Source organism: Sphingomonas sp. (assembly GCF_041661825.1).
In the GTDB taxonomy this organism is placed as follows: domain Bacteria; phylum Pseudomonadota; class Alphaproteobacteria; order Sphingomonadales; family Sphingomonadaceae; genus Sphingomonas.
This window is the reverse complement of the sequence record NZ_JBAZTU010000004.1, coordinates 226693-249964: the sequence shown is the minus strand read 5'-3', so window position 1 is coordinate 249964 and position 23272 is coordinate 226693. Positions and strand designations below refer to the sequence as shown.

The 23272-nt window shown below is 65.8% G+C and carries 15 protein-coding genes; 10 read left to right on the top strand and 5 right to left on the bottom strand.

Features of this window, described 5'->3' with window-relative positions:
- Positions 1-28: 28 nt before the first annotated feature.
- A complete protein-coding gene (locus WC729_RS19735) occupies positions 29-706 on the bottom strand; it encodes an OmpA family protein (RefSeq protein ID WP_372855969.1) in 678 nt (225 codons plus the stop codon).
- Positions 707-855: 149 nt separating this feature from the next.
- On the opposite strand from WC729_RS19735, the gene WC729_RS19730 reads away from it, so the two are divergent.
- Together WC729_RS19730 and WC729_RS19725 are read left to right on the top strand one after the other, a co-directional pair.
- Positions 856-2169, top strand: a complete 1314-nt coding sequence (locus WC729_RS19730) for a hemolysin family protein (RefSeq protein WP_372855967.1) — start codon at positions 856-858, stop codon at positions 2167-2169.
- Between the two features lies 1 nt (position 2170).
- On the top strand, positions 2171-2689 hold the full coding sequence (locus WC729_RS19725; RefSeq protein ID WP_372855966.1) for an STM3941 family protein: 519 nt from the start codon (positions 2171-2173) through the stop codon (positions 2687-2689).
- Positions 2690-2699: 10 nt separating this feature from the next.
- Here WC729_RS19725 and WC729_RS19720 read toward each other — a convergent pair whose 3' ends face one another.
- The 3 genes from WC729_RS19720 to purD all read right to left on the bottom strand — a co-directional run bounded on the left by WC729_RS19720 (position 2700) and on the right by purD (position 6651).
- Entirely contained in the window at positions 2700-3272 is a 573-nt protein-coding gene (locus WC729_RS19720; protein ID WP_372855964.1) for a hypothetical protein, read from the bottom strand.
- Positions 3273-3336: 64 nt separating this feature from the next.
- Positions 3337-4950 (bottom strand): von Willebrand factor type A domain-containing protein, encoded by a 1614-nt coding sequence (locus tag WC729_RS19715; RefSeq protein WP_372855962.1) that lies wholly within the window; start codon positions 4948-4950, stop codon positions 3337-3339.
- Positions 4951-5388: 438 nt separating this feature from the next.
- Positions 5389-6651: a phosphoribosylamine--glycine ligase gene (purD, locus tag WC729_RS19710; RefSeq protein WP_372855960.1), complete on the bottom strand. Its 1263-nt coding sequence runs from the start codon at positions 6649-6651 to the stop codon at positions 5389-5391.
- Between purD and xseA the strand changes: the two genes are divergently transcribed.
- The 4 genes from xseA (at position 6650) to WC729_RS19690 (ending at position 12518) form a co-directional block, all read left to right on the top strand.
- Positions 6650-8038 carry an exodeoxyribonuclease VII large subunit gene (gene xseA, locus WC729_RS19705; protein ID WP_372855958.1) on the top strand — a complete coding sequence of 463 codons (1389 nt, stop codon included), beginning with the start codon at positions 6650-6652 and terminating at the stop codon, positions 8036-8038. The genes purD and xseA overlap by 2 nt on opposite strands.
- Before the next feature lie 11 nt (positions 8039-8049).
- Complete coding sequence (locus WC729_RS19700; RefSeq protein WP_372855956.1) at positions 8050-8250, top strand: DUF2093 domain-containing protein; 201 nt, start codon at positions 8050-8052, stop codon at positions 8248-8250.
- Complete coding sequence (locus tag WC729_RS19695; RefSeq protein WP_372855954.1) at positions 8247-9170, top strand: M23 family metallopeptidase; 924 nt, start codon at positions 8247-8249, stop codon at positions 9168-9170. The genes WC729_RS19700 and WC729_RS19695 overlap by 4 nt, the downstream gene beginning before the upstream one ends.
- A gap of 264 nt (positions 9171-9434) precedes the next feature.
- Entirely contained in the window at positions 9435-12518 is a 3084-nt protein-coding gene (locus tag WC729_RS19690) for a TonB-dependent receptor domain-containing protein (RefSeq protein ID WP_372855952.1), read from the top strand.
- Between the two features lie 99 nt (positions 12519-12617).
- Here WC729_RS19690 and clpB read toward each other — a convergent pair whose 3' ends face one another.
- On the bottom strand, positions 12618-15197 hold the full coding sequence (clpB, locus tag WC729_RS19685) for an ATP-dependent chaperone ClpB (RefSeq protein ID WP_372855950.1): 2580 nt from the start codon (positions 15195-15197) through the stop codon (positions 12618-12620).
- A 244-nt stretch (positions 15198-15441) separates the two neighbouring features.
- Between clpB and WC729_RS19680 the strand changes: the two genes are divergently transcribed.
- From WC729_RS19680 to WC729_RS19665, 4 genes are all read left to right on the top strand, one after another.
- Positions 15442-17781: a TonB-dependent receptor gene (locus tag WC729_RS19680; RefSeq protein WP_372855948.1), complete on the top strand. Its 2340-nt coding sequence runs from the start codon at positions 15442-15444 to the stop codon at positions 17779-17781.
- 109 nt (positions 17782-17890) lie between these two features.
- Entirely contained in the window at positions 17891-20032 is a 2142-nt protein-coding gene (locus WC729_RS19675; protein WP_372855946.1) for a penicillin acylase family protein, read from the top strand.
- A gap of 74 nt (positions 20033-20106) precedes the next feature.
- Positions 20107-22938 (top strand): M16 family metallopeptidase, encoded by a 2832-nt coding sequence (locus WC729_RS19670; RefSeq protein WP_372855944.1) that lies wholly within the window; start codon positions 20107-20109, stop codon positions 22936-22938.
- Between the two features lie 23 nt (positions 22939-22961).
- A complete protein-coding gene (locus tag WC729_RS19665) occupies positions 22962-23261 on the top strand; it encodes a hypothetical protein (RefSeq protein ID WP_372855942.1) in 300 nt (99 codons plus the stop codon).
- The last annotated feature ends 11 nt before the right edge of the window (positions 23262-23272 follow it).

Here is a 23272-nt window from a genome sequence, read left to right as displayed (position 1 = left end):
CCTCTCCCCGAAGGGAGAGGCCTTTGTATCACCGCACATCGCTCTCCGGGATCGGCACGATCTTGATCTCCACGCGCCGATTCACCGCACGGCCCTGTTCGGTGTCGTTCGAGGCGATCGGCTGCAGCTCGCCGAAACCGCGCGTCCCGATTCGCGCCCCGCGCACGCCGCGCGTCTCGAGATAGTCGGCGACCGATCCGGCGCGCCGTTCCGACAGGTCCTGGTTGTACGCTTCGCTGCCGGTCGAATCGGTATGGCCGTAGATGTCGATATAGGTGCGGTCATACTGGCCGAGCACCTGCCCGACCTGGTCGAGCGTGTGCCGGAACTGCGGCTCCACCGCCGCGCTGTTATAGGCGAAGTTGATGCCTGACGGGATGTTGAGGATCAAATCGTCGCCCTGGCGGATCACCTGCACGTCAGTGCCCGCGGTGCGGGTGCGCAGGTCGCGTTCCTGCTTGTCCATATAGGCGCCGATGCCGGCACCCGCGATGCCGCCAATGCCCGCGCCGACGATCTTCGCGGTACGGTCGTTGCGGCCGCCGACGATATCGCCGAGCAGATAGCCGCCCAGCGCGCCGCCGATTCCGCCGATCGCGGCCTTCGATACACGACGTTCGCCGGTGACGGGGTCAGTGGTGCAGGCGCTCGTTATGACCAGCGCGGCAAGGGCCGCGGCGGCGAGCAGCCGATTCGACAGCGTCATCTCTCTCTCCCCTTTGCGGCGCGTGGAAGCGCCGCCCAACCCTGGTTCAACCCGTCTTGGCGCCTGCTTGTTCCGCATCCGATTCGAACTTTGCGCGTCTCAGGCGGTTGTGCAGGCGCGAGAAACCGGTCAAAGACTTGCCGAGCGCCATGGCACCGCTTCCCCCCTTCCCCTGGATCGACGTTGCGATCATCTTTGCGCTGATCCTGCTCAACGGCGTTTTCGCGATGTCGGAGCTGGCGATCGTCTCGTCGCGCAAGGCGCGGCTTGAGGCGATGGCGCGCGCGAAGAAACGCGGCGCGCGCACGGCGCTGGCGCTCGCGGCGGACCCCGGCAAGATCCTGTCGACCACCCAGATCGGCATCACGCTGATCGGCATCCTCGCCGGCGCCTATTCGGGCGCGAGCCTGGGCGGGCCGGTCGCGGCGCGGCTGATGTTCCTCGGCCTGTCGCCGGAGGCGACCCAGACGATCGGCTTCGGCATCGTCATCGCCCTCACCACCTATGCCTCGCTCGTCGTCGGCGAGCTGGTGCCCAAGCAGATCGCACTGCGGGCGCCCGAGCCGATCGCCGCGATGATGGCGGGCCCGGTCAGCATTCTCGCCTGGTGCACCGCCCCGGTGGTCTGGCTGCTCGATTCGTCGAGCGGCGCGCTGTTCCGCCTGATGGGACTGAAGCGCGAGACTGAGGATCATGTGACGGCGGAGGAGCTTCACCTGATCGTCGCCGAGGCAAGCAAGTCGGGCGTGATCGAGGAGCATGAGCGCTCCATCATCTCCGGCGTGGTCCGCCTGGCCGACCGGCCGGTGCGCGAAGTGATGACGCCGCGCACCGATGTCGAATGGATCGACGTGACGCTCGACGATGCCGGCATCCGTTCCGCGCTGATGGCGGCGTCGCATAGCCGCATGCCGGTCGCCGACGGCTCGGTCGATTCAGTGATCGGCGTGGTCCAGGCGCGCGACATCGCGGTGGCCTTGTTCAAGGGCGAGCCGCTCGACCTGCGCGTGCTGATGCGCCAGGCGCCAGTGGTGATCGACCAGATCGACGCGATGGACGCGCTCGACGCGCTGCGCCAGGCCGAGGTGCCGATGGCGCTGATCCATGACGAGTACGGCCATTTCGAAGGCATCGTGACGCCGGCCGACCTGCTTGCGGCGATCGCGGGTGAGTTCGCGTCGGATACTGATCCGGATGAAGCGCCCTCGGTGGTCGAGCGCGACGACGGATCGCTGCTCGTCGCGGGGCAGATGGCGGTCGACGCGCTGGCCGAGCGGCTCGGCATCGATCTACCCGAGGACCGCGACTATGCGACGGTCGCTGGCCTTGCGCTCGCGGTGTTCCGCCATTTGCCCGGCGAGGGCGAAAGCTTCGTCGAGCAGGGCTGGAAATTCGAAGTGGTCGATCTCGATGGCCGGCGCATCGACAAGTTACTGGTCAGCGAGGCGAAGAAGAAGCGCTAGGATGGAGCCCGCCTTCACCGCTTATGTCTCCCGTTGGCGGATCGGCCTGGTGGTGGTCGGTGCGCTGGGTTTCGTGGCAGCCGGGATCTTCATGCTTCGCGCGAAGGACCTGTTTACCGTGACGATCGGCTGGGCGGCGATCCTGTTTTTCGGCCTTTGCGCGATCGTCGGTATACGCCAGCTCTTCCGCTTCGGGCCGGTCATGGAGGTCGATGCGCGCGGCGTGCGCTGGCGCCGTTGGTCGAATGACCTGATCCCGTGGAGCGCGATGTCGCGGATCGAGGTCCAGGGGGCGGGGCTGGGCAGCTTCGTGTGCCTGTGGCTGCACGAACCCGAGCTTTATCGTTCCCGCCATCTGATGGGCTGGCTGGCCGGGGCCAACAAGGGGATGGGGTTCGGCGACATCCCGCTCAACATGATGGGCACCGATCGCCGCTTCGACGATCTGGTCGAAGCGTTCGACCGGTTCGCGCCCCGGCGACGGGGGCGCGGCAGAGGCCGCCCGGCGCGGCCCGCCTGAACTCCTCAGTTTAGCCCAGCTTCCCGAATTCCGCCTCATAGGCGGCACGGTCGCCCGCGGCGAGCAAGCGGGCCTGCTCGATCCAGCGGTCTCGCGCCAGCCGGCCGCGGAAACTGCCCAATCGCGCATCGAGATCCTGCGCCTGGTCGGGGGTCAACGCGGCGATCTGGTCGATCCGCGTGATGCCGAGTTCTGCCAGGGTGGCGACCAGCTTGGGGCCGAGGCCCTTGAGCTGAGTCAGGTCCGCGGAGGCAGGCGCGGGCGTGGGAACCGGCGCTGGAGCCGGGGCAGGCTCGGCTACGGGCTCGGGTTCCGGTTCGGCCATTTCCACGGCGATCGAGGCGGGCGTCGCGTCGAACGCGGCGGCGGCCGCGATCGGTTCGTCGGCGAGCGGCGGCGGGCTCGGCGCGACGGGAGGTGCCATGGTCGATCCGGGCGCGCCCTGCTCGGCTGCGGTGCGGTTCGCGGTGACGATATGGTCGGCAGCGCTGCGGTCTCGCCTGAGCTTGATGCCCCAGAGGATGCCGGCGATCACGACGACCGCGAGCAGCGCGATCAGGATCAGGGGGGCGGTCGTTTCCATGTTCTGGCTCCGTGGGTTGCCGGCCATCCCTATCGCAGGACGGGCCGGCAGCGCCACCGGGTCGTCAGTCGCCCGTGCATCTTTTGTCGGCGAGGCGGGTCAGCCTGACGAATTCCTCTCGCCAGATGCCCTGCTGGTTGCCCGCCAGCGCGCGGGCATCGGCAAGGCTGAAGCTGCCGAGAAATGTGTCGCCGCGCAGTCTCTGGCCGAACGCGGCGACCGCCGCGACAAAGGCCATGTCGCCGCTCGGTGCCGCTGCGCTCGTCATGAGGCTGGCGGGCACCGGTCGCGTGATCAGCCGCGATTGCTGCCCGTCTGGCAGCTTGTAGCGAAGCTTGACGAAGCCAAGCTCGGTGCCGCCCCCACGGGGTGAGGTCAGCTTGGGGGCATAGCGCCGCTCGTCGGCCCAGCCCTTCGCATCGGCCGGCATCACCTCATAGAGCGCAGTGACCTGATGCCCGGCGCCGATATCGCCGGCATCGACCGAATCATTGTTGAAATCCTCTTCGGCCAGGGCGCGGTTCTCATAGCCGATCAGACGATATTGCTTCACCTCGGCCGGATTGAACTCGACCTGGACCTTCACGTCCTTCGCGACGGTGACGAGGGTCGCGGACAATTGCTCGTCGAGCACTTTCCCCGCCTCCATCGCGCTGTCGATATAGGCATAATTGCCGTTCCCGAGATCGGCGATGTGCTCCATCATCGCTTCGTTGTAATTGCCTTCGCCGAAGCCGAGCGTGGTGAGCGTGATGCCGTCGTCGCGATTGGACTTGACCAGTGCCTCGAGCGCCTTGGTGTCGCTGATCCCGACATTGAAATCGCCATCGGTCGCCAGGAAGATGCGGTTGACGCCCCCCTTCATGAAAGTCGACCGGGCCGTGTCGTAAGCGAGCTGGATGCCCTCGCCCCCGGCGGTCGATCCACCGGCGGAGAGGCGACCGAGCGCTGCCTTGACCGCATCCTTGTCCGCGGTCGGTTTCAGCACCATGCCCGCATTGCCGGCATAGACGACGATCGAGACGCGGTCGTCGGGGCGGAGCCGGTCGGCCAGGCGGGACAGCGCCGTCTTGACCAAAGGCAGCTTGTCGGGGTCGTCCATCGATCCCGAGACATCGACCAGGAAAACGAGGTTCGCGCGGGGCCGTGCGGCAGTCGTCACGTCATAGGCGCGCAGGCCGATGCGGAGCAGCCGCGATTCCGGATTCCACGGTGTCGTCGATATACTGGTCGTCACGCTGAACGGCTGGGAGCGATCGGTCGGGCGCGGATAGTCATAGCGGAAATAATTGATCATCTCTTCGGTGCGCACGGCCTCGGGCGGCGGCGTCTCGCCATGGTTCAGGAAGCGCCGGACATTGGCATAGGAACCGGTGTCGACATCGACCGAGAAGGTGGAGGCGGGATTGGTCGCGACCCACTGGATCGGGGCGACCGGCCGCCCGTCATAACGTTCGGTGTTTTCGGGCGCGCCATAGGGAGCGATCGAGTATTCCGCGAGGGCGGGCGATGACGGTGCCATGGCAGGCGACGGGGGCTCCATCACATCCATCAGACGCAGAGACTCGGATACTGGCGCATATGACGGTCGCGGCGCCGAGCTGACCAGCAAGGCGATCAGCCCCGACGTGAGCAACAGGCTGATCGATCCGGAAGCGACTGCAGGACGGAACCTCATCGACTCTCTCCCTATATTCTCTCCATTGATGTAATGGTATAACATAATATCAATATTGCCAAGTCAGACGAGAGGGCCAAGTCAGACGAGAGGGCCAAGTCAGACGAGAGGATTGTGCGGCGCGTCGATTCAACGTCGCTGCGGATCATGGCAGGGTGGAATCGGACGACGCCTTTGTCAGGCACGCCCCGCTCTTTCTCAGCTTGAAGATTACAGGAGAGTCGCTCGAACCAATTGCCGGCCACGCCACCTGTTATCGACCTGTTATTCACCTGTTCCTGACCTGTTATCCGATAACAGGTGGCTGGGCGGTAACAGTCTGAGACATCGCTATTAAAGCGGGATCGGAATCCAACATAACAGGTGAGAAAAAAATTTCGCTCAAATAACAGGTGGAACAGGTGGTGCTTCTCATCGCTTGCGCTCTGCGCCACCGAATCAACGGGTTCGGGCGACCTCGCGCCAGCCGATGTCCCGGCGACTGAAGCCGGTGGGAAAGTCGATCGCGTCGACCGCGCGATAGGCGTCGGCCTGGGCCGAAGCGATATCGGGGCCGGTCGCGGTGACCGCCAGAACACGTCCGCCGGAGGCGACCAGCTTGCCGTCATCCAGGCGCGTGCCCGCCTGGAAGACGCGCGCGCCGAGCGCTTCGGCGGCATCGATCCCGGCGATGGCGCCGCCGGTCTCGGGCGTGCCGGGATAGCCCTTCGCGGCCATCACCACGGTCAGCGCGGTATCGGGCGAGAAGCGTAAAGGTGCCCGGTCGGCCAGCCGCCCTTCGGCGGTATCCAGCATGACCTCGAGCAGGTCGTCCTCCAGCCGCGTCATCAGCACCTGGCATTCGGGGTCGCCGAAACGGGCATTATATTCGATCAGCTTGGGGCCGTCGGCGGTGAGCATCAGGCCCGCGAACAGGACGCCCGAAAAGGGCGTGCCCGCCGCCTTCATCGCCGCCACGGTAGGCAGGACGATCTCATCGATCGCCTGCTGCTCGAGGTCGGGCGTCAGCACGCGCGCCGGGCTGTATGCGCCCATGCCGCCGGTATTGGGGCCGGTATCGCCGTCGCCGACGCGCTTATGGTCCTGAGCCGAGCCGAAAAGCAGGATCGCCTCGCCGTCAGTGAGCACGAACAGGCTGGCTTCCTCCCCGTCGAGGAATTCCTCGATCACTGCCTCGGCGCCGCGCACCGCGAACAGATCGTCCAGCGCCGCTTCGGCTTCGTCGCGCGTCATCGCGACCGTCACGCCCTTGCCCGCGGCGAGCCCGTCCGCCTTCACCACCACGGGCAGGCCGAAGTCCCCGAGCGCGGCCTGGGCGCCATCGCGCGAGGTGACGCGGGCATAGCCCGCGGTCGGGATATCGGCGCGCGCGCACAGATCCTTGGTGAAGCCCTTCGACCCTTCGAGCTGGGCCGCTGCCTTGTTCGGTCCGAACACCGGAATGCCCATCATCCGGATATTGTCGCCCAGCCCGTCGACCAGCGGCGCCTCGGGCCCGATCACGACCAGGCCGATCGAATGGCGATGGCAGAAATCGATCACTGCGCGGTGATCCGCAGGGTCCAGCGGGGCCAGTTCGGCATGCTCGGCGATCCCCGGATTGCCGGGCGCCGCAAAGAGCTTGCCGAGGCGCGGCGATTGCGCAAGGCGCCACGCGAGCGCATGTTCGCGGCCACCGGAGCCGATCAGCAGGACATTCATGACCGACCCCTTTAACGACGATATCGACGACAAGACCGGGCGGCTCGTAGCCGAGCAGATGCCGGGGGACAACGCCGCGCCGCTCGGCGTGGGCGAACTGGCGCTGAAGCTCAAGCGCCTCGTCGAGGGCGAGTTCGGCCATGTCCGGCTGCGCGGCGAGATTTCCGGCTACAAGCGCGTCGCGTCGGGCCATGCCTATCTCAGCCTGAAGGACGATAGCGCGGTGATCGACGGCGTGATCTGGAAGGGCCAGGTCGCGCTGATCCCGTTCCAGCCGCAGGACGGGATCGAAGTGATCGTGACCGGCAAGGTCACCACCTATCCCGGCCGCTCCAAATACCAGATCGTGATCGAGCGCATGGAACTGGCGGGCGAGGGCGCGCTGATGGCGCTGCTCGAGAAGCTCAAGGCCGGGCTCGCCGCCGAGGGGCTGTTCGACAATGGCCGCAAGAAGGTCCTGCCTTATCTGCCCCAAGTGATTGGCGTGATCACCTCGCCGACCGGCGCCGTGATCCGCGACATCCTGCACCGGCTGGAGGATCGCTGCCCGACTCATGTCCTGGTCTGGCCGGTCAAGGTGCAGGGCGACGGCGCCGCGGCCGAGGTCGCCGCCGCATTGCGCGGGTTCGACGCGATCCAGCCGGGCGGCCCGGTGCCGCGGCCCGACCTGATCATCGTCGCGCGCGGCGGCGGCTCGATCGAGGATCTCTGGGCGTTCAACGAGGAAGTGGTGGTCCGCGCCATCGCCGCCTGCTCGATCCCGATCATCTCCGCCGTCGGGCACGAGACCGACACGACGCTTGCCGATTTCGCTGCCGACCTGCGCGCGCCGACGCCGACCGCCGCGGCGGAGATGGCGGTGCCGGTGCTCGCCGATCTGCGCCTGACGCTGGAGGCGATGGGCCAGCGGACCGAGCGGTGCGCGCGGCGCTATCACGAGCGCGGCCGCGAACGGCTCGAGGCACTGGTCCGGGTGATCCCGAAGCGCGATGCGCTGCTCGGCCCGCAGCGCCAGCGTGCCGACGATCTGGGCGCGAGGCTCGATCGCGGGCTGGAGCGGCGCGTGACCCTGGCGCGCGGCGTGCTCGATCGATCCGCAGGGGCGCTCCGCCTGTCGGTGCTGGAACGGCGGCTGGAGGATGCGCGGACCCGGCTCGACCGGACCTGGCGGCTTGCCGAATCGCTCAATCCCGACAAATTGCTCGAGCGCGGCTATGTCCGCGTCTCGGCGCGGCCCTCGGGTGCCGTCGTCACCACCAGCGCCGCCGCGCGCACCGCCGGCGCCATCACGCTCCACTTCCGGGACGGTCCCGTCGACGCGCGGGTTGAGCGCGCGGGCGGCAAGGCATATGACAAGACCAGCCCGGAACAGCCGAGCCTCTTGTGAGCAGAAATACGATGTTGATGTCGAACAGCGATCGCCCGGCGCGGCTTCATTATATGGCCAATGGTTTCCGCGTGCTCGCGACGGGCGACCATGTCGTCTGCGCGATCTCCGGCGAGCGGATCGCGCTTGAGGATCTGCGCTACTGGAGCGTCGCGCGGCAGGAGCCCTATGCCACGCCGCAATTCGCGATGCAGGCGATGGCGCCGCAATGAAGCGACTTCGGCGCTGGGCGGTGGGGGTCACCGCGCTGATGATCGCCGGAAGCTGCACCACCCCGTCGGTCTCGCGGCAGACGGTCCAGCGGGTCCCGCCCAGCCAGCATGTGGCGCCGCCGACCGCCCAGCCGCAGCGCGCGCCGGTACGGGTGAGCTTCAGCTATTCGGGCAGCATGATCCAGGGCGGCCTGGTGATCGGCATCGCGCCGGCGGGCACCAGCATGCTCTCCTTCGACGGCGCGGCGATCCCGGTCGCGCCCGACGGCCGTTTCCTGATCGCGTTCGACCGCGATGCGAAGCCGACCGCGACGCTGATCGCGACCCTGGGCGACGGACGCGAGGTGCGCGACACGCTCACCGTCGCGCCGCGCGCCTGGGACATCTCGAAGCTCGATACCGTCCCCAAATATCCGGTGCCCCAGCCTGAATTCGAGAAGCTGCGTCCGGCGGAGCTGGCCCAGATCAATGCCGCACGCCGCATCGTGACGGACGCGAGCGGCTGGCGGGAGCCGTTCATGTGGCCGGTGCTCGGCCGCATCTCGACCCTGTTCGGCTCGCAGCGCATCTACAAGAATGGCGAGGCGGGCAGCTATCATTCCGGCCTCGACATCGCCCGCCCGACCGGCACGACCGTGCTTGCACCGGCCGACGGCGTGGTCATCCTCGCGGCCGATCATCCCTTCACGCTGGAGGGCAATCTGCTGATGATCGACCACGGCATGGGCCTGAACACGGCCTTCCTCCATCTGTCGAAGATCACCGTGCGGGTCGGCGAGCGGGTGCGGCGCGGACAGCCCGTCGGGCTGGTCGGGATGACGGGCCGCGCATCCGGGCCGCATCTCCATTGGGGCATGAAGTGGCGCGATTCCCGTATCGACCCGCTGCTCGTCGCTGGCCCGATGCCGGTTACTCAATAGCAATCAAGGCCTTCGCAGGCGCAGCACGGTATCGCGCGATACCGGCTATTTGCTGCCGAAACGCGTCGTTTCTGTGTCTTTTTGGATACAGATAAGGCGAAAGCGGTGCAGCGAAGATGAATGGCACCTTTACAGAAACTGACGGCTTGCCCCATCACACCGTCATGTCTCTGGGGGCCGTATTGCGTGCGGTCGATGGGGGCTTGGCAATCACCTTGCCGGACCGCGCAAAGCGGCCGGAGGGGTCAAGCGAGGGAAAAATTCGTGATCAATCCAGACAATTTCGCGCGTAAGGCGCGTCTGCTCGCCACCGCCGCGCCATTCGCGCTGGTGCTGGCAGCCAGCCCTGCGTTCGCGCAGGAAGCCACAACCCCGGCACCGGCTGCGACTATCCAGGACGACCAGAGCGCTGCCGCCGATGAGGGCAACGACGTCGTCGTGACCGGAACGCTGTTCCGCCGTACCGACACCGAGACCCCGTCGCCGGTGACCGTGCTGTCGTCGGAAGCGCTGCAGCAGCGCGGCATCAACACCGTCGCAGAGGCCGTTCAGCGCCTTTCGGCCAACGGTGCTGGCGCGATCACCCAGGGCTGGAACAACGGCAACAACTTCGCGACCGGCGCGAACGCGGTCTCGCTGCGCGGCCTGACCGTGCAGTCGACGCTGACGATCTTCGACGGCATGCGCATGGCGCCGTATCCGCTGGCCGATGACGGTCACCGCAACTTCGTCGATCTGAACACCATCCCGAACGCGATCATCGAGCGCATCGAAGTCCTGAAGGACGGCGCATCGTCGACCTATGGCGCAGACGCCATCGCGGGCGTGGTCAACGTCATCACCAAGAAGCAGGTCACCGGCCTCCACCTCAACGGCTCGGCCGGCATCTCGGATCGCGGCGACGCGGGCGAGCAGCGCATCGACGCCACCTGGGGCTATGGCGATCTCGCCGAGCAGGGCTTCAACTTCTACGTCAACGGCGAATATCAGCGTTCCGACGCACTGTACGCGCGTGACCGCGATTTCCCGTTCAATACTGCCGACCTCAGCAGCATGTGCGCCCCGAGCGTCGGTCGTGGCGTCGTCGGCGCCGCGAACTACATTGCGCCAGGCCAGACGGTCTGCCGCCTGAACGGCATCCAGAACTCGATCATGGCGCCTTCGCCCGGTTTCCCGAACGGTGCGTTCAACGGCCTGTTCGCGAACCAGGTCGCAACCGTGCGCCCGGTCACTGACGCCGGTGGCGCCCTCGGTCTGTTCAACATCCTGAACACTGCCGCCGGCTGCCGCGAGCTCACCCCGGTTTCGGTGAACAACCCGCTGCTGTCGGGCACTGCGGGCAATGTCTGCGCACGCGACAATCGCAATATGTATGCGACCGTACTGCCGGAGCAGGAGCGTCTGGGTGGCGCGTTCCGCCTGACCGCGAACGTCGGCGATAATGCGCAGTTCTACGCTGCGGCGAACTACTACCAAGTCTCGACCAGCACGCAGACCGCGCCGGTCAACTTTGCCGGCACCACGCCGCCGCCGACCCAGTTCGCCTATACCTCGGTGTTCCTGCCGGTCTATGTCTGCGCCGGTGGCGTTGGCTCGAACACCATGCTCAACACGGGCTGCACCGCGGCCAACGGCACGCTCAACCCGAACAACCCGTTCGCGGCAGCTGGCCAGCGCGCGCAGATCCTGGTGAGCTATGATCGTCCGCGTGAACTCGAGTCGAAGTCGCGCAGCCTGCGCGGTGCGATGGGCATCTCGGGTTCGTTCGGTGACGACTGGAACTATGCGGCCGATGCGACCGTGTCGAACGTCCAGCTCGACATCACCAACCGCAACGTGCTGATCCCGGGCCGCATCCAGGACGTGATCGCGAAGGGCACCTGGAATTTCCGGGATCCCGCGTCGAACTCGCAGGCAATGCGCGACTATATCGCCCCGACGCAGACGATCCGTTCGACCTCGGATCTCTGGCAGGTGTCGGCGAACCTCTCCAAGGCTCTGTTCGAGCTGCCGGGCGGCCCGCTGCAGACGGCGGTCGGCGTCGCTTACCGTCATGAGTCGATCAACAACCCGAGCGGCAACCCTGCCAACGAGACCAACCCGGCGTCGCGCTATTATGTGCTCAACGCCGTGGGCGCGATCGGCAGCCGCAACGTGAAGTCGGCTTTCTTCGAAATCAACGCGCCGATCATCGAGCAGCTCGAGATCAACGGCTCGGGCCGCTATGACGATTATTCGTCGGGCCAGAGCAACTTCTCGCCGAAGATCGGCGCCAAGTTCACGCCGATCAAGCAGTTCGCGATCCGCGGTACCTATTCGAAGGGCTTCCGCATCCCGAGCTTCAATGAAGCCTTTGGTCTGCCGACCACCGGTTACGTAACTCGCCAGCTCTCCACGGCGGCCCCGTATTATGCAGGGTTCGTTGCGGCTCACGGCGGCAACCTCTACGCGACCCAGCAGTTCGCGCTTGGCCAGACGACGATCGGCAACGCCTCGCTCGATTCGGAGAAGTCGACCAACTGGACCGTCGGCGGCATCTTCGAGCCGATCCGGAACGTCAGCTTCACGATCGATTACTTCAACATCACGATCAAGGACCTGATCGCCAACGCGACCTATGACGTCGATGACGTATTCAATCAGTATTACTCCAACAACGGCGTCGTGAACGTTCCGGGCATCGTGGTCCGTCCGGGCCAGCCCGATCTCGCCTTCCCGAACGCGCTGCCGCACATCGGCTTCATCGAGGCATCGTTCGAGAACACCGACTCCGAGAAGGTCTCGGGCATCGATTTCGCTGCCAATGTGAAGCTGCCGATCACCAACGATCTCAAGCTGACCAGCAACTTCGAAGCGACTCTCCTGCTCAACTTCGATCGTGTGTTCCCGGGCCGTGTGGAAAGCTATGAGGGCACGCTCTCGCCGTGCGACGTCACGTCCTGCTCGGGTGCTCCGAAGTGGCGCGGCAGCTGGCAGAACACGCTGCAGTATCACGACACGACCCTGTCGGTCACCGCTTACTACACCAGCGGCTATGACCTGGCGTCGATCGATTACGGCGGCGTCGAGGGTGACTGCGCCGGCAGCATCGGTGGCTCGGTCGTCACGTACCGCGACAACGTGACGCCCGTGCTCTGCAAGGCCGGCGCCCAGTGGAACGCCGACCTGTATGTCAGCCAGAAGATCAGCGACAAGTTCACGATCTATGCGAACATCCTGAACTTCCTCGACATCAAGCCCACGTTCGATCCGAGCGGTGGCTACAGCGTTGGCCAGTACAACCCGGCATGGGCCGGCGGCAACATTCTGGGCCGCTACTTCCGCGTCGGTGCGAAGGTCGACTTCTAAACCTGACCTTCAAGACCAAAAGAATTGGGGCGGTCTCGCAAGAGACCGCCCCTTTTCTTTGTCTTGCGAAGTGGGAACCGCCCGGCAGGGCTGGGCCGGTCAGGAGACGGCGAGCTCCAGCTTCCCGTCGCCGTCAGTGACCTTCACCGTCGATCCGTCCTTCACGTCCCCGCGCAGGATCAGGTCGGCCAGCGGGTCCTGCAGATAGCGCTGCACCGCACGCTTGAGCGGTCGCGCACCATAGACCGGATCATAGCCGACCCGCCCCAGCCAAGCCCGCGCGCCGTCGGTCAGCTCCAGCACCACCTTGCGATCGGCCAGCAGCTTCTGCACCCGCGAGACCTGGATATCGACGATCGGCGCCATCTCGCTTTGCCCGAGCCGGTGGAACAGGATGATCTCGTCGAGCCGGTTGAGGAATTCGGGGCGGAAATGCCCGCGCACGATCTCCATCACCTGCGGCTCGACTGAGGACACGTCCTCGCCGTCGCCCAGGCTCGACAGATACTGGCTGCCCAGGTTCGAGGTCAGGATGATCAGCGTGTTGGAGAAGTCGACCGTGCGGCCCTGCCCGTCGGTCAGCCGCCCGTCGTCGAGCACCTGGAGCAGTATGTTGAACACGTCGCCATGCGCTTTCTCGACTTCGTCGAACAGCACGACCTGATAAGGCCGCCGCCGCACTGCCTCGGTCAGCACGCCGCCTTCCTCATAGCCGACATAGCCGGGAGGCGCGCCGATCAGCCGGGCGACCGCGTGCTTCTCCATGAACTCGCTCATGTCGATGCGGACCATTGCCGATGGATCGTCGAACAGGAATTCGGCAAGCGCCTTGGTCAGCTCGGTCTTGCCGACGCCGGTCGGGCCGAGAAACAGGAAGGAGCCGAGCGGGCGATTGGGTTCCTGCAGTCCGGCACGGGCGCGGCGCACCGCGGTCGAGACGGCACGGACTGCCTGGGCCTGGCCGATCACGCGCTTGCCCAGCGCCTCTTCCATGCCGAGCAGCTTGGCGCGCTCGCCCTCCAGCATCCGGTCGACCGGGATGCCGGTCCAGCGGCTGACCACCGCGGCGATATCGTCGGCAGTCACTTCCTCGCGCAGCATCGCGCCCTTGGTCGTCGCCTGCGCTTCGTCGAGCTGCCGGGTCAGTTGCGGGATCGTGCCGTAGGATAGCTCGCCGGCTTTCGCGAGGTCGCCCGCACGCTGCGCCTGCTCGAGTTCGAGCCGCGCCGCATCGAGCTGTTCCTTCAGCTTCGCCTCGGCGTTGATCTTGTCCTTCTCGCCCTGCCAGCGCGTGGTAAGCTCGGCCGATTGCTGCTCGAGATTGGCGAGTTCGCCCTCCAGATTGGCCAACCGGTCGCGTGAGGCCGCGTCGGTCTCCTTCTTCAGCGCTTCACGCTCGATCTTGAGCTGGATGATCCGCCGGTCGAGCGTCTCGATCTCCTCAGGCTTCGATTCAACCTCCATGCGGATTCGGCTAGCCGCTTCGTCCATCAGGTCGATCGCTTTGTCGGGCAGGAAACGGTCAGTGATGTATCGGTTTGAAAGGGTAGAGGCAGCGACGATCGCGGCGTCAGTGATGCGCACGCCGTGATGCAGCTCGTATTTCTCCTTCAGCCCGCGCAGAATCGAGATAGTGTCCTCGACCGTCGGCTCGCCGACGAACACGGGCTGGAAGCGCCGCTGCAGCGCTGCGTCCTTCTCGACATATTTGCGATACTCGTCGAGCGTGGTCGCGCCGACGCAGTGCAGCTCGCCACGTGCGAGCGCAGGCTTGATCATGTTGGACGCGTCCATCGCGCCATCGGTCTTGCCGGCCCCGATCAGCGTGTGCATCTCGTCGATGAACAGGATGATGTCGCCCTCGCCGGCGCGCACTTCGTCGAGCACGCCCTTGAGGCGCTCCTCGAATTCGCCGCGATACTTCGCGCCCGCGATCATGCTGCCGATGTCGAGCGACATCAGCTTCCGGTCTTTCAAGGTATCGGGCACGTCGCCATTGGCGATGCGCAAGGCGAGGCCCTCGGCGATCGCCGTCTTGCCGACGCCGGGCTCGCCGATCAGCACCGGGTTGTTCTTGGTGCGCCGGGCGAGGATCTGGATGGTGCGGCGGATCTCCTCGTCGCGGCCGATGACGGGATCGAGCTTGCCGTCGCGCGCTGCCTGGGTCAGGTCGCGGGCGAATTTGTTGAGCGCGTCGAACCGGTCCTCGGCACCCGCGCTGTCGGCGGTGCGGCCGGCGCGGACCTTGTTGATCGCGGCGTTGAGCCCGTCCGCCGTCACCCCGGCCGTAGCGAGTGCCTTGCCGGCGGTCGTGGTGGTCGAAAGCGCGAGCGCGAGCAGCAGCCGCTCGACCGTGACGAAGCTGTCGCCGGCCTTGGTCGCGATCTGCTCGGCCTGGTCGAGCACGCGCACCGCATCATTGTCGAGGCCGGGCGTCTGCTGCGCGCCGCCGCCGGAAACGGCGGGAACCTTCGCCAGTGCAGCGTCGGTTTCCGTCACCGCGCGCTTCGCGTCGCCGCCCGCTGCGGTGATCAGGCCCGCGGCCATGCCCTGCTCGTCCTCGAGCAGCGCCTTCAAAATGTGCTCGGGCGAAATGCGTTGATGGCTCATCCGGATCGCGACAGTCTGCGCCGATTGCAGAAAGCCCTTTGCGCGGTCGGTGAATTTTTCCAGGTTCATTGATGTCCCTCCAGGTCCAGTCGCGATATGGTGTTGTATATATGCAACACAAGCCTTGCTGGCCGGACTTTTTCACCCTCGCTGTCGACAGATAGATAGGCGTCACGAACCTGTCCCACCAGTCACACGCAAACGACTTGTTCTTCCCATAATTGTGCAACGCACAACGCCTAGGCGGCTCGGGGGCGCCGGGAGTGGGTCGCCCAGAAACGAACACCCATTCACGCCCAAGGGGACAATCGACATGCGCCATCTTCACGCCTGGCTGCTGGCTGGCACCGCCCTGTGCTCGCCCTTCGCCGCGAACGCTGCGGTCATCGAAGACAAGCCCGCCGCCGCGACCGACGCGACGACGGCCGATCCCGCGGACGCTCCGGCGGCCGACGAAGCCCCCACCGCTGACATCATCGTGGTCGGGCGCGGCGAGACGCGCCAGGTCCAGCGCATCAGCCAGGTCGATATCGAGCGGCTGCCGGCCGGCACCAGCCCCTTGAAGGCGATCGAGAAGCTGCCCAGCGTCAACTTCCAGGCAGCCGATGCCTTCGGCGCCTATGAATGGTCGGAACGCGTCTCGATCCGCAGCTTCAACCAGAACCAGATCGGCTTCACCCTCGACGGCATCCCGCTCGGCGACGGCAGCTATGGCAACACCAACGGCCTGCACATCAGCCGCGCGATCTCGTCGGAGAATATCGCGCAGACCACCGTGTCTCAGGGTGCCGGTTCGATCGGGACTCAGGCGACCAACAATCTCGGCGGCACGATCGAGTTCGTATCGAGCGATCCGAAATCCGTTTTCGGCATGACCTTGAACGGCACCTTCGGCAGCGAGAACACGGTGCGCGCGTTCGGCCGGCTCGACACCGGCGTGCTCGGCGATAACGGGCCGAGCGCCTATGTCTCCTACGGCTTCCTCGACACCGACAAATGGAAGGGCTTCGGCTCGCAGCGCCAGCATCAGATCAACGCGAAGTTCGTCGCGCCGATCGCGGATTTCCGCCTGGTCGGCACGTTCGATTTCTCGGACCGACGTGAGAACGACTATCAGGATCTGTCGCTCGACATGATCCGCCGCCTCGGCCTGCGCAACGACAATATCTCGAACAACTATCCGCTCGCCGTCGTGATCGCCGACACCCTGGCCTATAACGGCGCTCATCCGCTCGCGCCGATCCCTTATCCTGCGCCGTACACTACCGCCGACGACGTCTATTTCGATGCCGCGGGCTTGCGTGTCGATTATCTCGCTTCGTTCGGTGTCGAGACGGCGAAGGACGCACCGGTTCATGGCATGCTCAAGGCCTATTATCATTCCAACCACGGCCAGGGCATCTGGTACACGCCGTACCAAGCCACGCCGGGCGGCGCGCCGCTCTCGGTGCGCACGACGGAATATGACATCCGTCGCAAGGGCGTGTTCGGTTCGATCGGCGGCAAGCTCGCCTTCAACGACATCACCATCGGCGGCTGGTACGAAAAGAATGATTTCCGTCAGGCGCGGCGCTTCTACGGGCTTGGCAGCCGCACTGTCTCGACGCGCAATTCGCTCGAATTCATGATCAACCCGTTCGCAACGCAATGGGATCTCAATTACGATACCGAGACGCTGCAATATTATGTGCAGGACAAGATCGCGCTCGGTGCCCTGACCCTGGATTTCGGCTGGAAGGGCTTCGACGTCCGCAACGGCGCGACCCCGATCGTGGGTGGCGGCCTTGCCGCCGGCAAGATCAAGACGACCGACTGGTTCCAGCCGCATGCCGGCCTCAACTACAAGCTTAGCGAAACGGCCGAGCTGTTCGGGGATTTCACCCAGGCGAAGCGCGCTTTCGTATCGTCCGCCACCAGCGGGCCGTTCGCGACCACCCAGGCCGGGTTCAACGCGCTGTTGACGACGAACAAGCTCAAGCCCGAGGAATCGAACACCTTCGAGATTGGCGGCCGCTATCGCAACGGCGGCTTCAATGCGCTGCTCGCTGCCTATTATGTCGATTTCAGCAACCGCATCATCGCGACCACGGTCGGCGCAGGTATCATCGGCAACCTCGCGACCCTGTCGAACGTCGGCTCGGTCCGTTCCTACGGCATCGAGGCCGCGGTCGAGGCGCGCATCGGTCATGGTTTCGGGGTGTTCGCTTCGTACAGCTATAACGACTCGACCTATCGCGACGACGTGCCCCAGGCACCTGACATCAGCACCACGCCGCCGATACCGCGTCCCGCCATCGCAACGGCCGGCAAGACCACTGTCGACAGCCCAAAGCATCTCGCCAAGGGCGAGATCACCTATGACAAGGGCATGTTCTTCGGCCGCATCGGCGCGAACTACATGAGCAAACGCTACTTTACCTATACCAACGACCAGTCGGTGCCGGGGCAATTGCTGTTCGATGCAAGCCTCGGCGTCCGCTTCTCGCTGCCCGACGAGCGCAAGGTCGAGGTGCAGCTCAACGCGACCAATTTGTTCGACAAGAAGTACGTCTCGACCATCGGGTCGAACGGCTTCGGCAACAGCGGCGACAACCAGACGCTGCTCGCGGGCGCACCGCAGCAGTTCTTCGTCACGGTGAAGACCGCTTTCTGATCGTCGCGCGGTCGCCGCTCCTGCGTTCGTGCGGGGGCGGCGGCAATCGTGCTCGCCCCTGCCGCCGCACGCCGCTACACCACCCGCAAAATAGAGTGGATGAGGGTGGATGCGGCGGATATTCTTACGGGCAGCGGCTGGACTTGCTGTTCTTCTGATCGTTGTCGCCATTGGCCTGGCGGTGTGGGAGCCGCTGACCGCCGTTGCGCCCGCCGCTCCGCCGGCGCGCGTGTATGACGTGAAGATCGCGCGCGACACGTTCGGCGTGCCGCATATCTTCGGCAAGACCGATCCCGACGTCGCGTACGGCATCGCCTATGCCCATGCCGAGGACGATTTCTCGACCCTGCAGGAAGTGCTTGCGATGACGCGCGGGCGGCTCGGCGCGATGACTGGCGGGGACGGCGCGAAGACCGACTATGTGCTGCACCTGCTCGGCGCGCGCGAGACGGTGGCGCGCGATTACATGAAGCAGCCCGCCGATGTGCGCGCGTTGCTCGACGGCTATGCCTCCGGGCTGAACCGTTATGCCGAGAAGCACCCGGGCGAAGTGCGGCTGTCGAAGCTCTTCCCGGTCGACGGCCGGGATGTCGCGACTGGCTTCGTGCTGCGTTCGCCTTTCTTTTTCGGGCTGGATTCAGTGCTCGGCGCGCTCGCTGGCGATACGCCGCTGCCGAAGGAGAATGCGGGCTCGGTGCCGGACGCGCCCGACATCACGCCGCTCGGCCCGAACGGCAATGAGAATGGCTCCAACGCCTTTGTCGTCGCGCCGAAGCGGTCGGCGGATGGCTTTACGAGGCTCGTCTCCAACTCGCACCAGCCCTGGCGCGGCGGCGTCGCCTGGTATGAGCTGGTGGTCCATTCGCAGACCGGCTGGAACTTCGCCGGCGCGACCTTCCCCGGCGCACCCTATCCGCTGCTCGGTCATAATCGCACGCTGGGTTGGACCAACACAGTCAACCGGCCCGATCTGATCGACGTGTACAAACTCGTGCTCAACCCGGCGGGCGACGCCTATCGCTTCGACGGCAAATGGCGCCCGCTCGAAAAGACACGGGTATGGCTGCACGTGAAGCTCTGGGGGCCGTTCGTGCTGCCGGTGCCCAAGACGGTGCTGCGCGCAGTGCAGGGGCCGGTGGTCGAGAATGCCAAGGGCGCCTTCGCGCTGCGTTATGGCGGGGCCGACCAGTTGAAGATGGTCGAGGAATATTACCGGCTCAATCGGGCCCGCGACTTCGCCGAATGGCAAAAGGCGCTGGCGATCCAGGGCGTGCCGGCGACCAATTTCCTCTATGGCGATGCGGCAGGGAACATCGCCTATTTCTACAATGCGAGCTTCCTCAACCGGAAGCCGGGCTATGATTATGCCGTGGTGCTGCCAGGCGACACCTCGCGCGATCTGGCGGCGGGCACGGTGCCCTGGGCGCGGGTGCCGCGTAACGTGAACCCGGCTTCGGGCTTCCTGATCAACGCCAACAACACGCCCTTCCAGGCGGCCGGGACGGGCTCGGAAATGAACCCGGCGGACTATTCCCCGCTGCTCGGCATCGAGACCGACACGACCAACCGCGCGACCCGGGCGCTCGAACTGATGGGCGCCGATCCGTCGATCAGTGACGAGGACCTTCATCGCATCAAGTTCGACACCGGCGTCAGCCGGGTGAGCTGGGCAGCGAAATGGTTCGCCGATATCGTCGCGGTCGATCCGAAGGGGGACAAGTCGCTGATCGACGCCAAGGCGCTGCTCGCGAAATGGGACTGGAATTATGACGGCAAGGGCCCGGCCGACGCGATCGCCGCGCTGCTCCTCCGCGCCGGCAACAAATGGCATTATCAGCGCCGGCCCGAGGCCGATCCACGCGAGGAACTCGCCACTGCCGCCGCTTATCTGACGAAGCATTTCGGCCGGCTCGATCCGCCGCTCGGCACAGTGCTGCGCGTGCGGCAGGGCAAGGTCGACCTGCCGATGGATGGCGGCCCCGACGTGCTCCGCGCGGCGGCGCTGTGGGACGAGGCGCCCGATGGCCGGCTCGCGGTGCGGCACGGTGACAGCTTCATCATGTTCATCGCCTGGGACCGGCAGGGCCGGGTCAGCTCGCAATCGATCCAGCCCTTCGGCGCCGCGACGACTCGGCCCGAGTCGCCGCATTATGCCGATCAGGCACCCCTGTTCGTGCGGCATCAGATGAAGCCTGTGTGGTTCGATCCCGCCCAGCTCAAGGGCCATGTCGAACGTGTCTATCACCCTTGATCGACCGATTTGCGCGGCGCAAACGCTGCGCTATACCTGCGCAATATAGTTTCATATTCGAGGACATATCTTCCATGACCATCAAGATGTTCGCGCTTGCGGGCGTGGCGCTCGGCGCGCTCGCGACTCCAGTCGTGGCGGCGCCGCCCCAGGCGGCGACCAGGCCGGCTGCTGCCAAGCCGGCTCCGGTCTCCGTCCTCGCGAAGAGCGTCGACATTCCCTATCAGGAATTCACCCTCGCCAATGGTCTGCGCGTGCTGGTCCATACCGACCGCAAGGCGCCGATCGTCGCAGTCTCCGTCTGGTACAATGTCGGCTCCAAGTTCGAACCCGCGGGCAAAACCGGTTTCGCGCATCTGTTCGAGCATCTGATGTTCAACGGCAGCGAGAATGCGCCAGGCGACTATTTCGGGCCGATGAAGGAAGTCGGGGCGACCGACCTGAACGGCACCACCTGGTTCGACCGCACCAATTATTACGAGACGGTGCCGACGCCCGCGCTCGACCGCGCACTGTTCCTCGAGAGCGATCGCATGGGCTATCTCACCGGCGCAGTGACTCAGGGCGTGCTCGACGAGCAGCGCGGCGTCGTCCAGAACGAGAAGCGCCAGGGCGACAACCAGCCCTTCGGCCTGGTCGAATACAGCCAGCTCGATGCGCTCTTCCCCGAAGGCCATCCTTATCGCCACTCGACGATCGGCTCGATGGCCGATCTCGACGCCGCCAGCCTCGCCACGGTGAAGGACTGGTTCCACGATCATTATGCGCCCAACAACGCGATCCTGTCGCTCGCCGGCGACATCGACCTCGCCACGGCGAAGCCGCTGGTCGAGAAATATTTCGGCGCGATCAAGCGCGGCCCGGTGAGCGTGGTGCCGGAGGCCAATGTCCCGGACCTTGCCGCCGCGAAAGCGGAGGTGATGAAGGATCGGGTCTCGACCACCCGTATCTATCGTATGTGGGCGGTGCCCGGCGTCAACGACAAGGATTCGGTCCTGCTCGATGTGACCGCCGGTGTGCTCGGCGGCCTGTCCAGCTCGCGGCTCGACAATGCGCTGGTGCGCAAGGAGAAGATCGCGGTCCGCGTTTCGGCAAGCAACCAGACCTTCGCGCAGATCGGCCTGTTCGAGGTCTATGCCGATGTGAAGCAGGGCGTCGATCCGGCGCTGGTCGCCAAGCGCCTCGACGAGGTGATGGCCGATCTGCTCGCCAAGGGCCCGACCGCCGACGAAGTGCAACGAGTCGCTACCGGCAGCGTGACCAGCACGATCCAGGGCCTGGAATCGGTCGGCGGGGGCAACGGCAAGGCCGCGACCCTGGCCGAGGGCGCGCTCTATTCGAACGATCCGGCCTTCTACAAGAAGCGGCTGGCGACCATGGCGGGCGCGACGCCCGCGACCGTCAAGGCGGCGACCAGCAAATGGCTGACCCGTCCGGTCTATGCGCTCACCGTCGAGCCCGGCGCGCGCGCGGCCTATACCGAAGCGGCGGCGGTCGAGCCCAAGCCGGCGACCGATACGCCGGTCAAGGGCACGCGCGGCGAGATGCCGGGGGTGGCCAACATCTCCGACATCGATTTCCCGCCGGCGGTGCACACCAGCCTGAAGAACGGCATCGAGCTGATCTATGCGCAGCGCGGCGCGGTGCCGATCACCCAGGCAGTGATCAGCTTCGACGCCGGCGTGGCGGCGGATCCGGCGACCAGGCTCGGCACCCAGCAGCTCACGCTCGGCATGATGGACGAAGGCACGACCACGCTCGATTCGATCCAGATCGCCGAAGCGAAGGAGCGGCTCGGCGCGGCGATCGGATCGGGCGCAAGCTCCGACCGCACCAGTCTGACCCTGTCGGCGCCCAGCCCGAACCTGGTGCCGGCGCTCGACCTGTTCGCCGATATCGTCCGCAACCCGGCCTTCGCGCCGGCCGAGGTCGACCGGGTCAAGAACCAGCAGCTCGCCCAGATCCAGGCCGAGCTGACCAGCCCGGGCGGCCTCGCCTCGCGCGTGATGCCGCGGCTCGTCTATGGCGCGGCCTCGCCCTATGCCAAGTCGTTCGGCAGCGGCGATCCCAAGGCCGTGGCGGCGCTGACCCGCGACGATCTGATCGCATTCCAGCACGCCTGGATCCGGCCCGACAAGGCGCGGATCTTCGTGGTCAGCGATCGGCCGCTCGCTGAAGTGAAGGCAGCGCTCGACGCCGAGTTCGGCGACTGGACCCCGACGGGTGCGGCAGGCGTGAAGGACTTTTCGGCGCCCTCGACCCCGTCGGCACCGAAGATCGTGCTGATCGACCGGCCCGATTCGCCCCAGTCGCTGATCTATGCCGCGACCCCGACCAACCTGAAGGGCACCGACGATTTCGTGCCTTTGCTCGCCGCCAACGACACGCTCGGCGGCGGCTTCCTCTCGCGGATCAACATGGATCTGCGCGAGGACAAGCATTGGTCCTATGGCGCCGGCGGCGGCTTCCAGCGCGCCGAGTTCGCCGCGCCCTATGTCATCCAGGCACCCGTCCAGGCCGACAGGACCGGCGCGTCGATCGCGGCGGTGCGTACCGACGTCCAGGACTTCCTGACGACCAAGGGCATCACCCCGCTCGAATTCGACCGGACGATCACCGGCACGATTCGCTCGCTGCCCGGAAACTTCGAAACGGCGGGCGCCGTGCTGTCCGGCATGCAGTCGAACAGCCTCTACAAACGGCCCGACGATTATTATGCGAAACTTCCCCAGGTCTATCGCGGGCTGAAGGTCGCCCAGCTTGACGCTGCGGCACGCGCGGTAATCGATCCGTCGAAGCTGATCTGGGTCGTGGTGGGCGATGCGAAGACGGTTCGACCTCAGCTTGACAGCCTCGGACTGCCGGTTGAGGTGGTGCCCGCGGCGTCCGTCGCGGACGTGCGCTAGGAATTCAGATCAGGAGAGACGATATGGCTGGAATCGACGGCACCTGGGATACGACGGTCAAGTCGCCGCTCGGCGATCAGAAGATGACGCTGACGGTCAAGGCCGATGGCGGCACCTTCACCGGCACGAACACCGGCGCGATGGGCTCGACCGACATCAACGGCACCGTGGACGGCGACACCATCCACTGGAGCATGAACATCACCGTGCCGATGCCGATGACGCTCGATTGCACCGCGACCGCGGACGGCGACACGCTGACCGGATCGGTCGGCGCCGGCGCGTTCGGCAGCTTCCCGCTGACGGGCACGCGCACCGGCTGATCTGCCGGCTC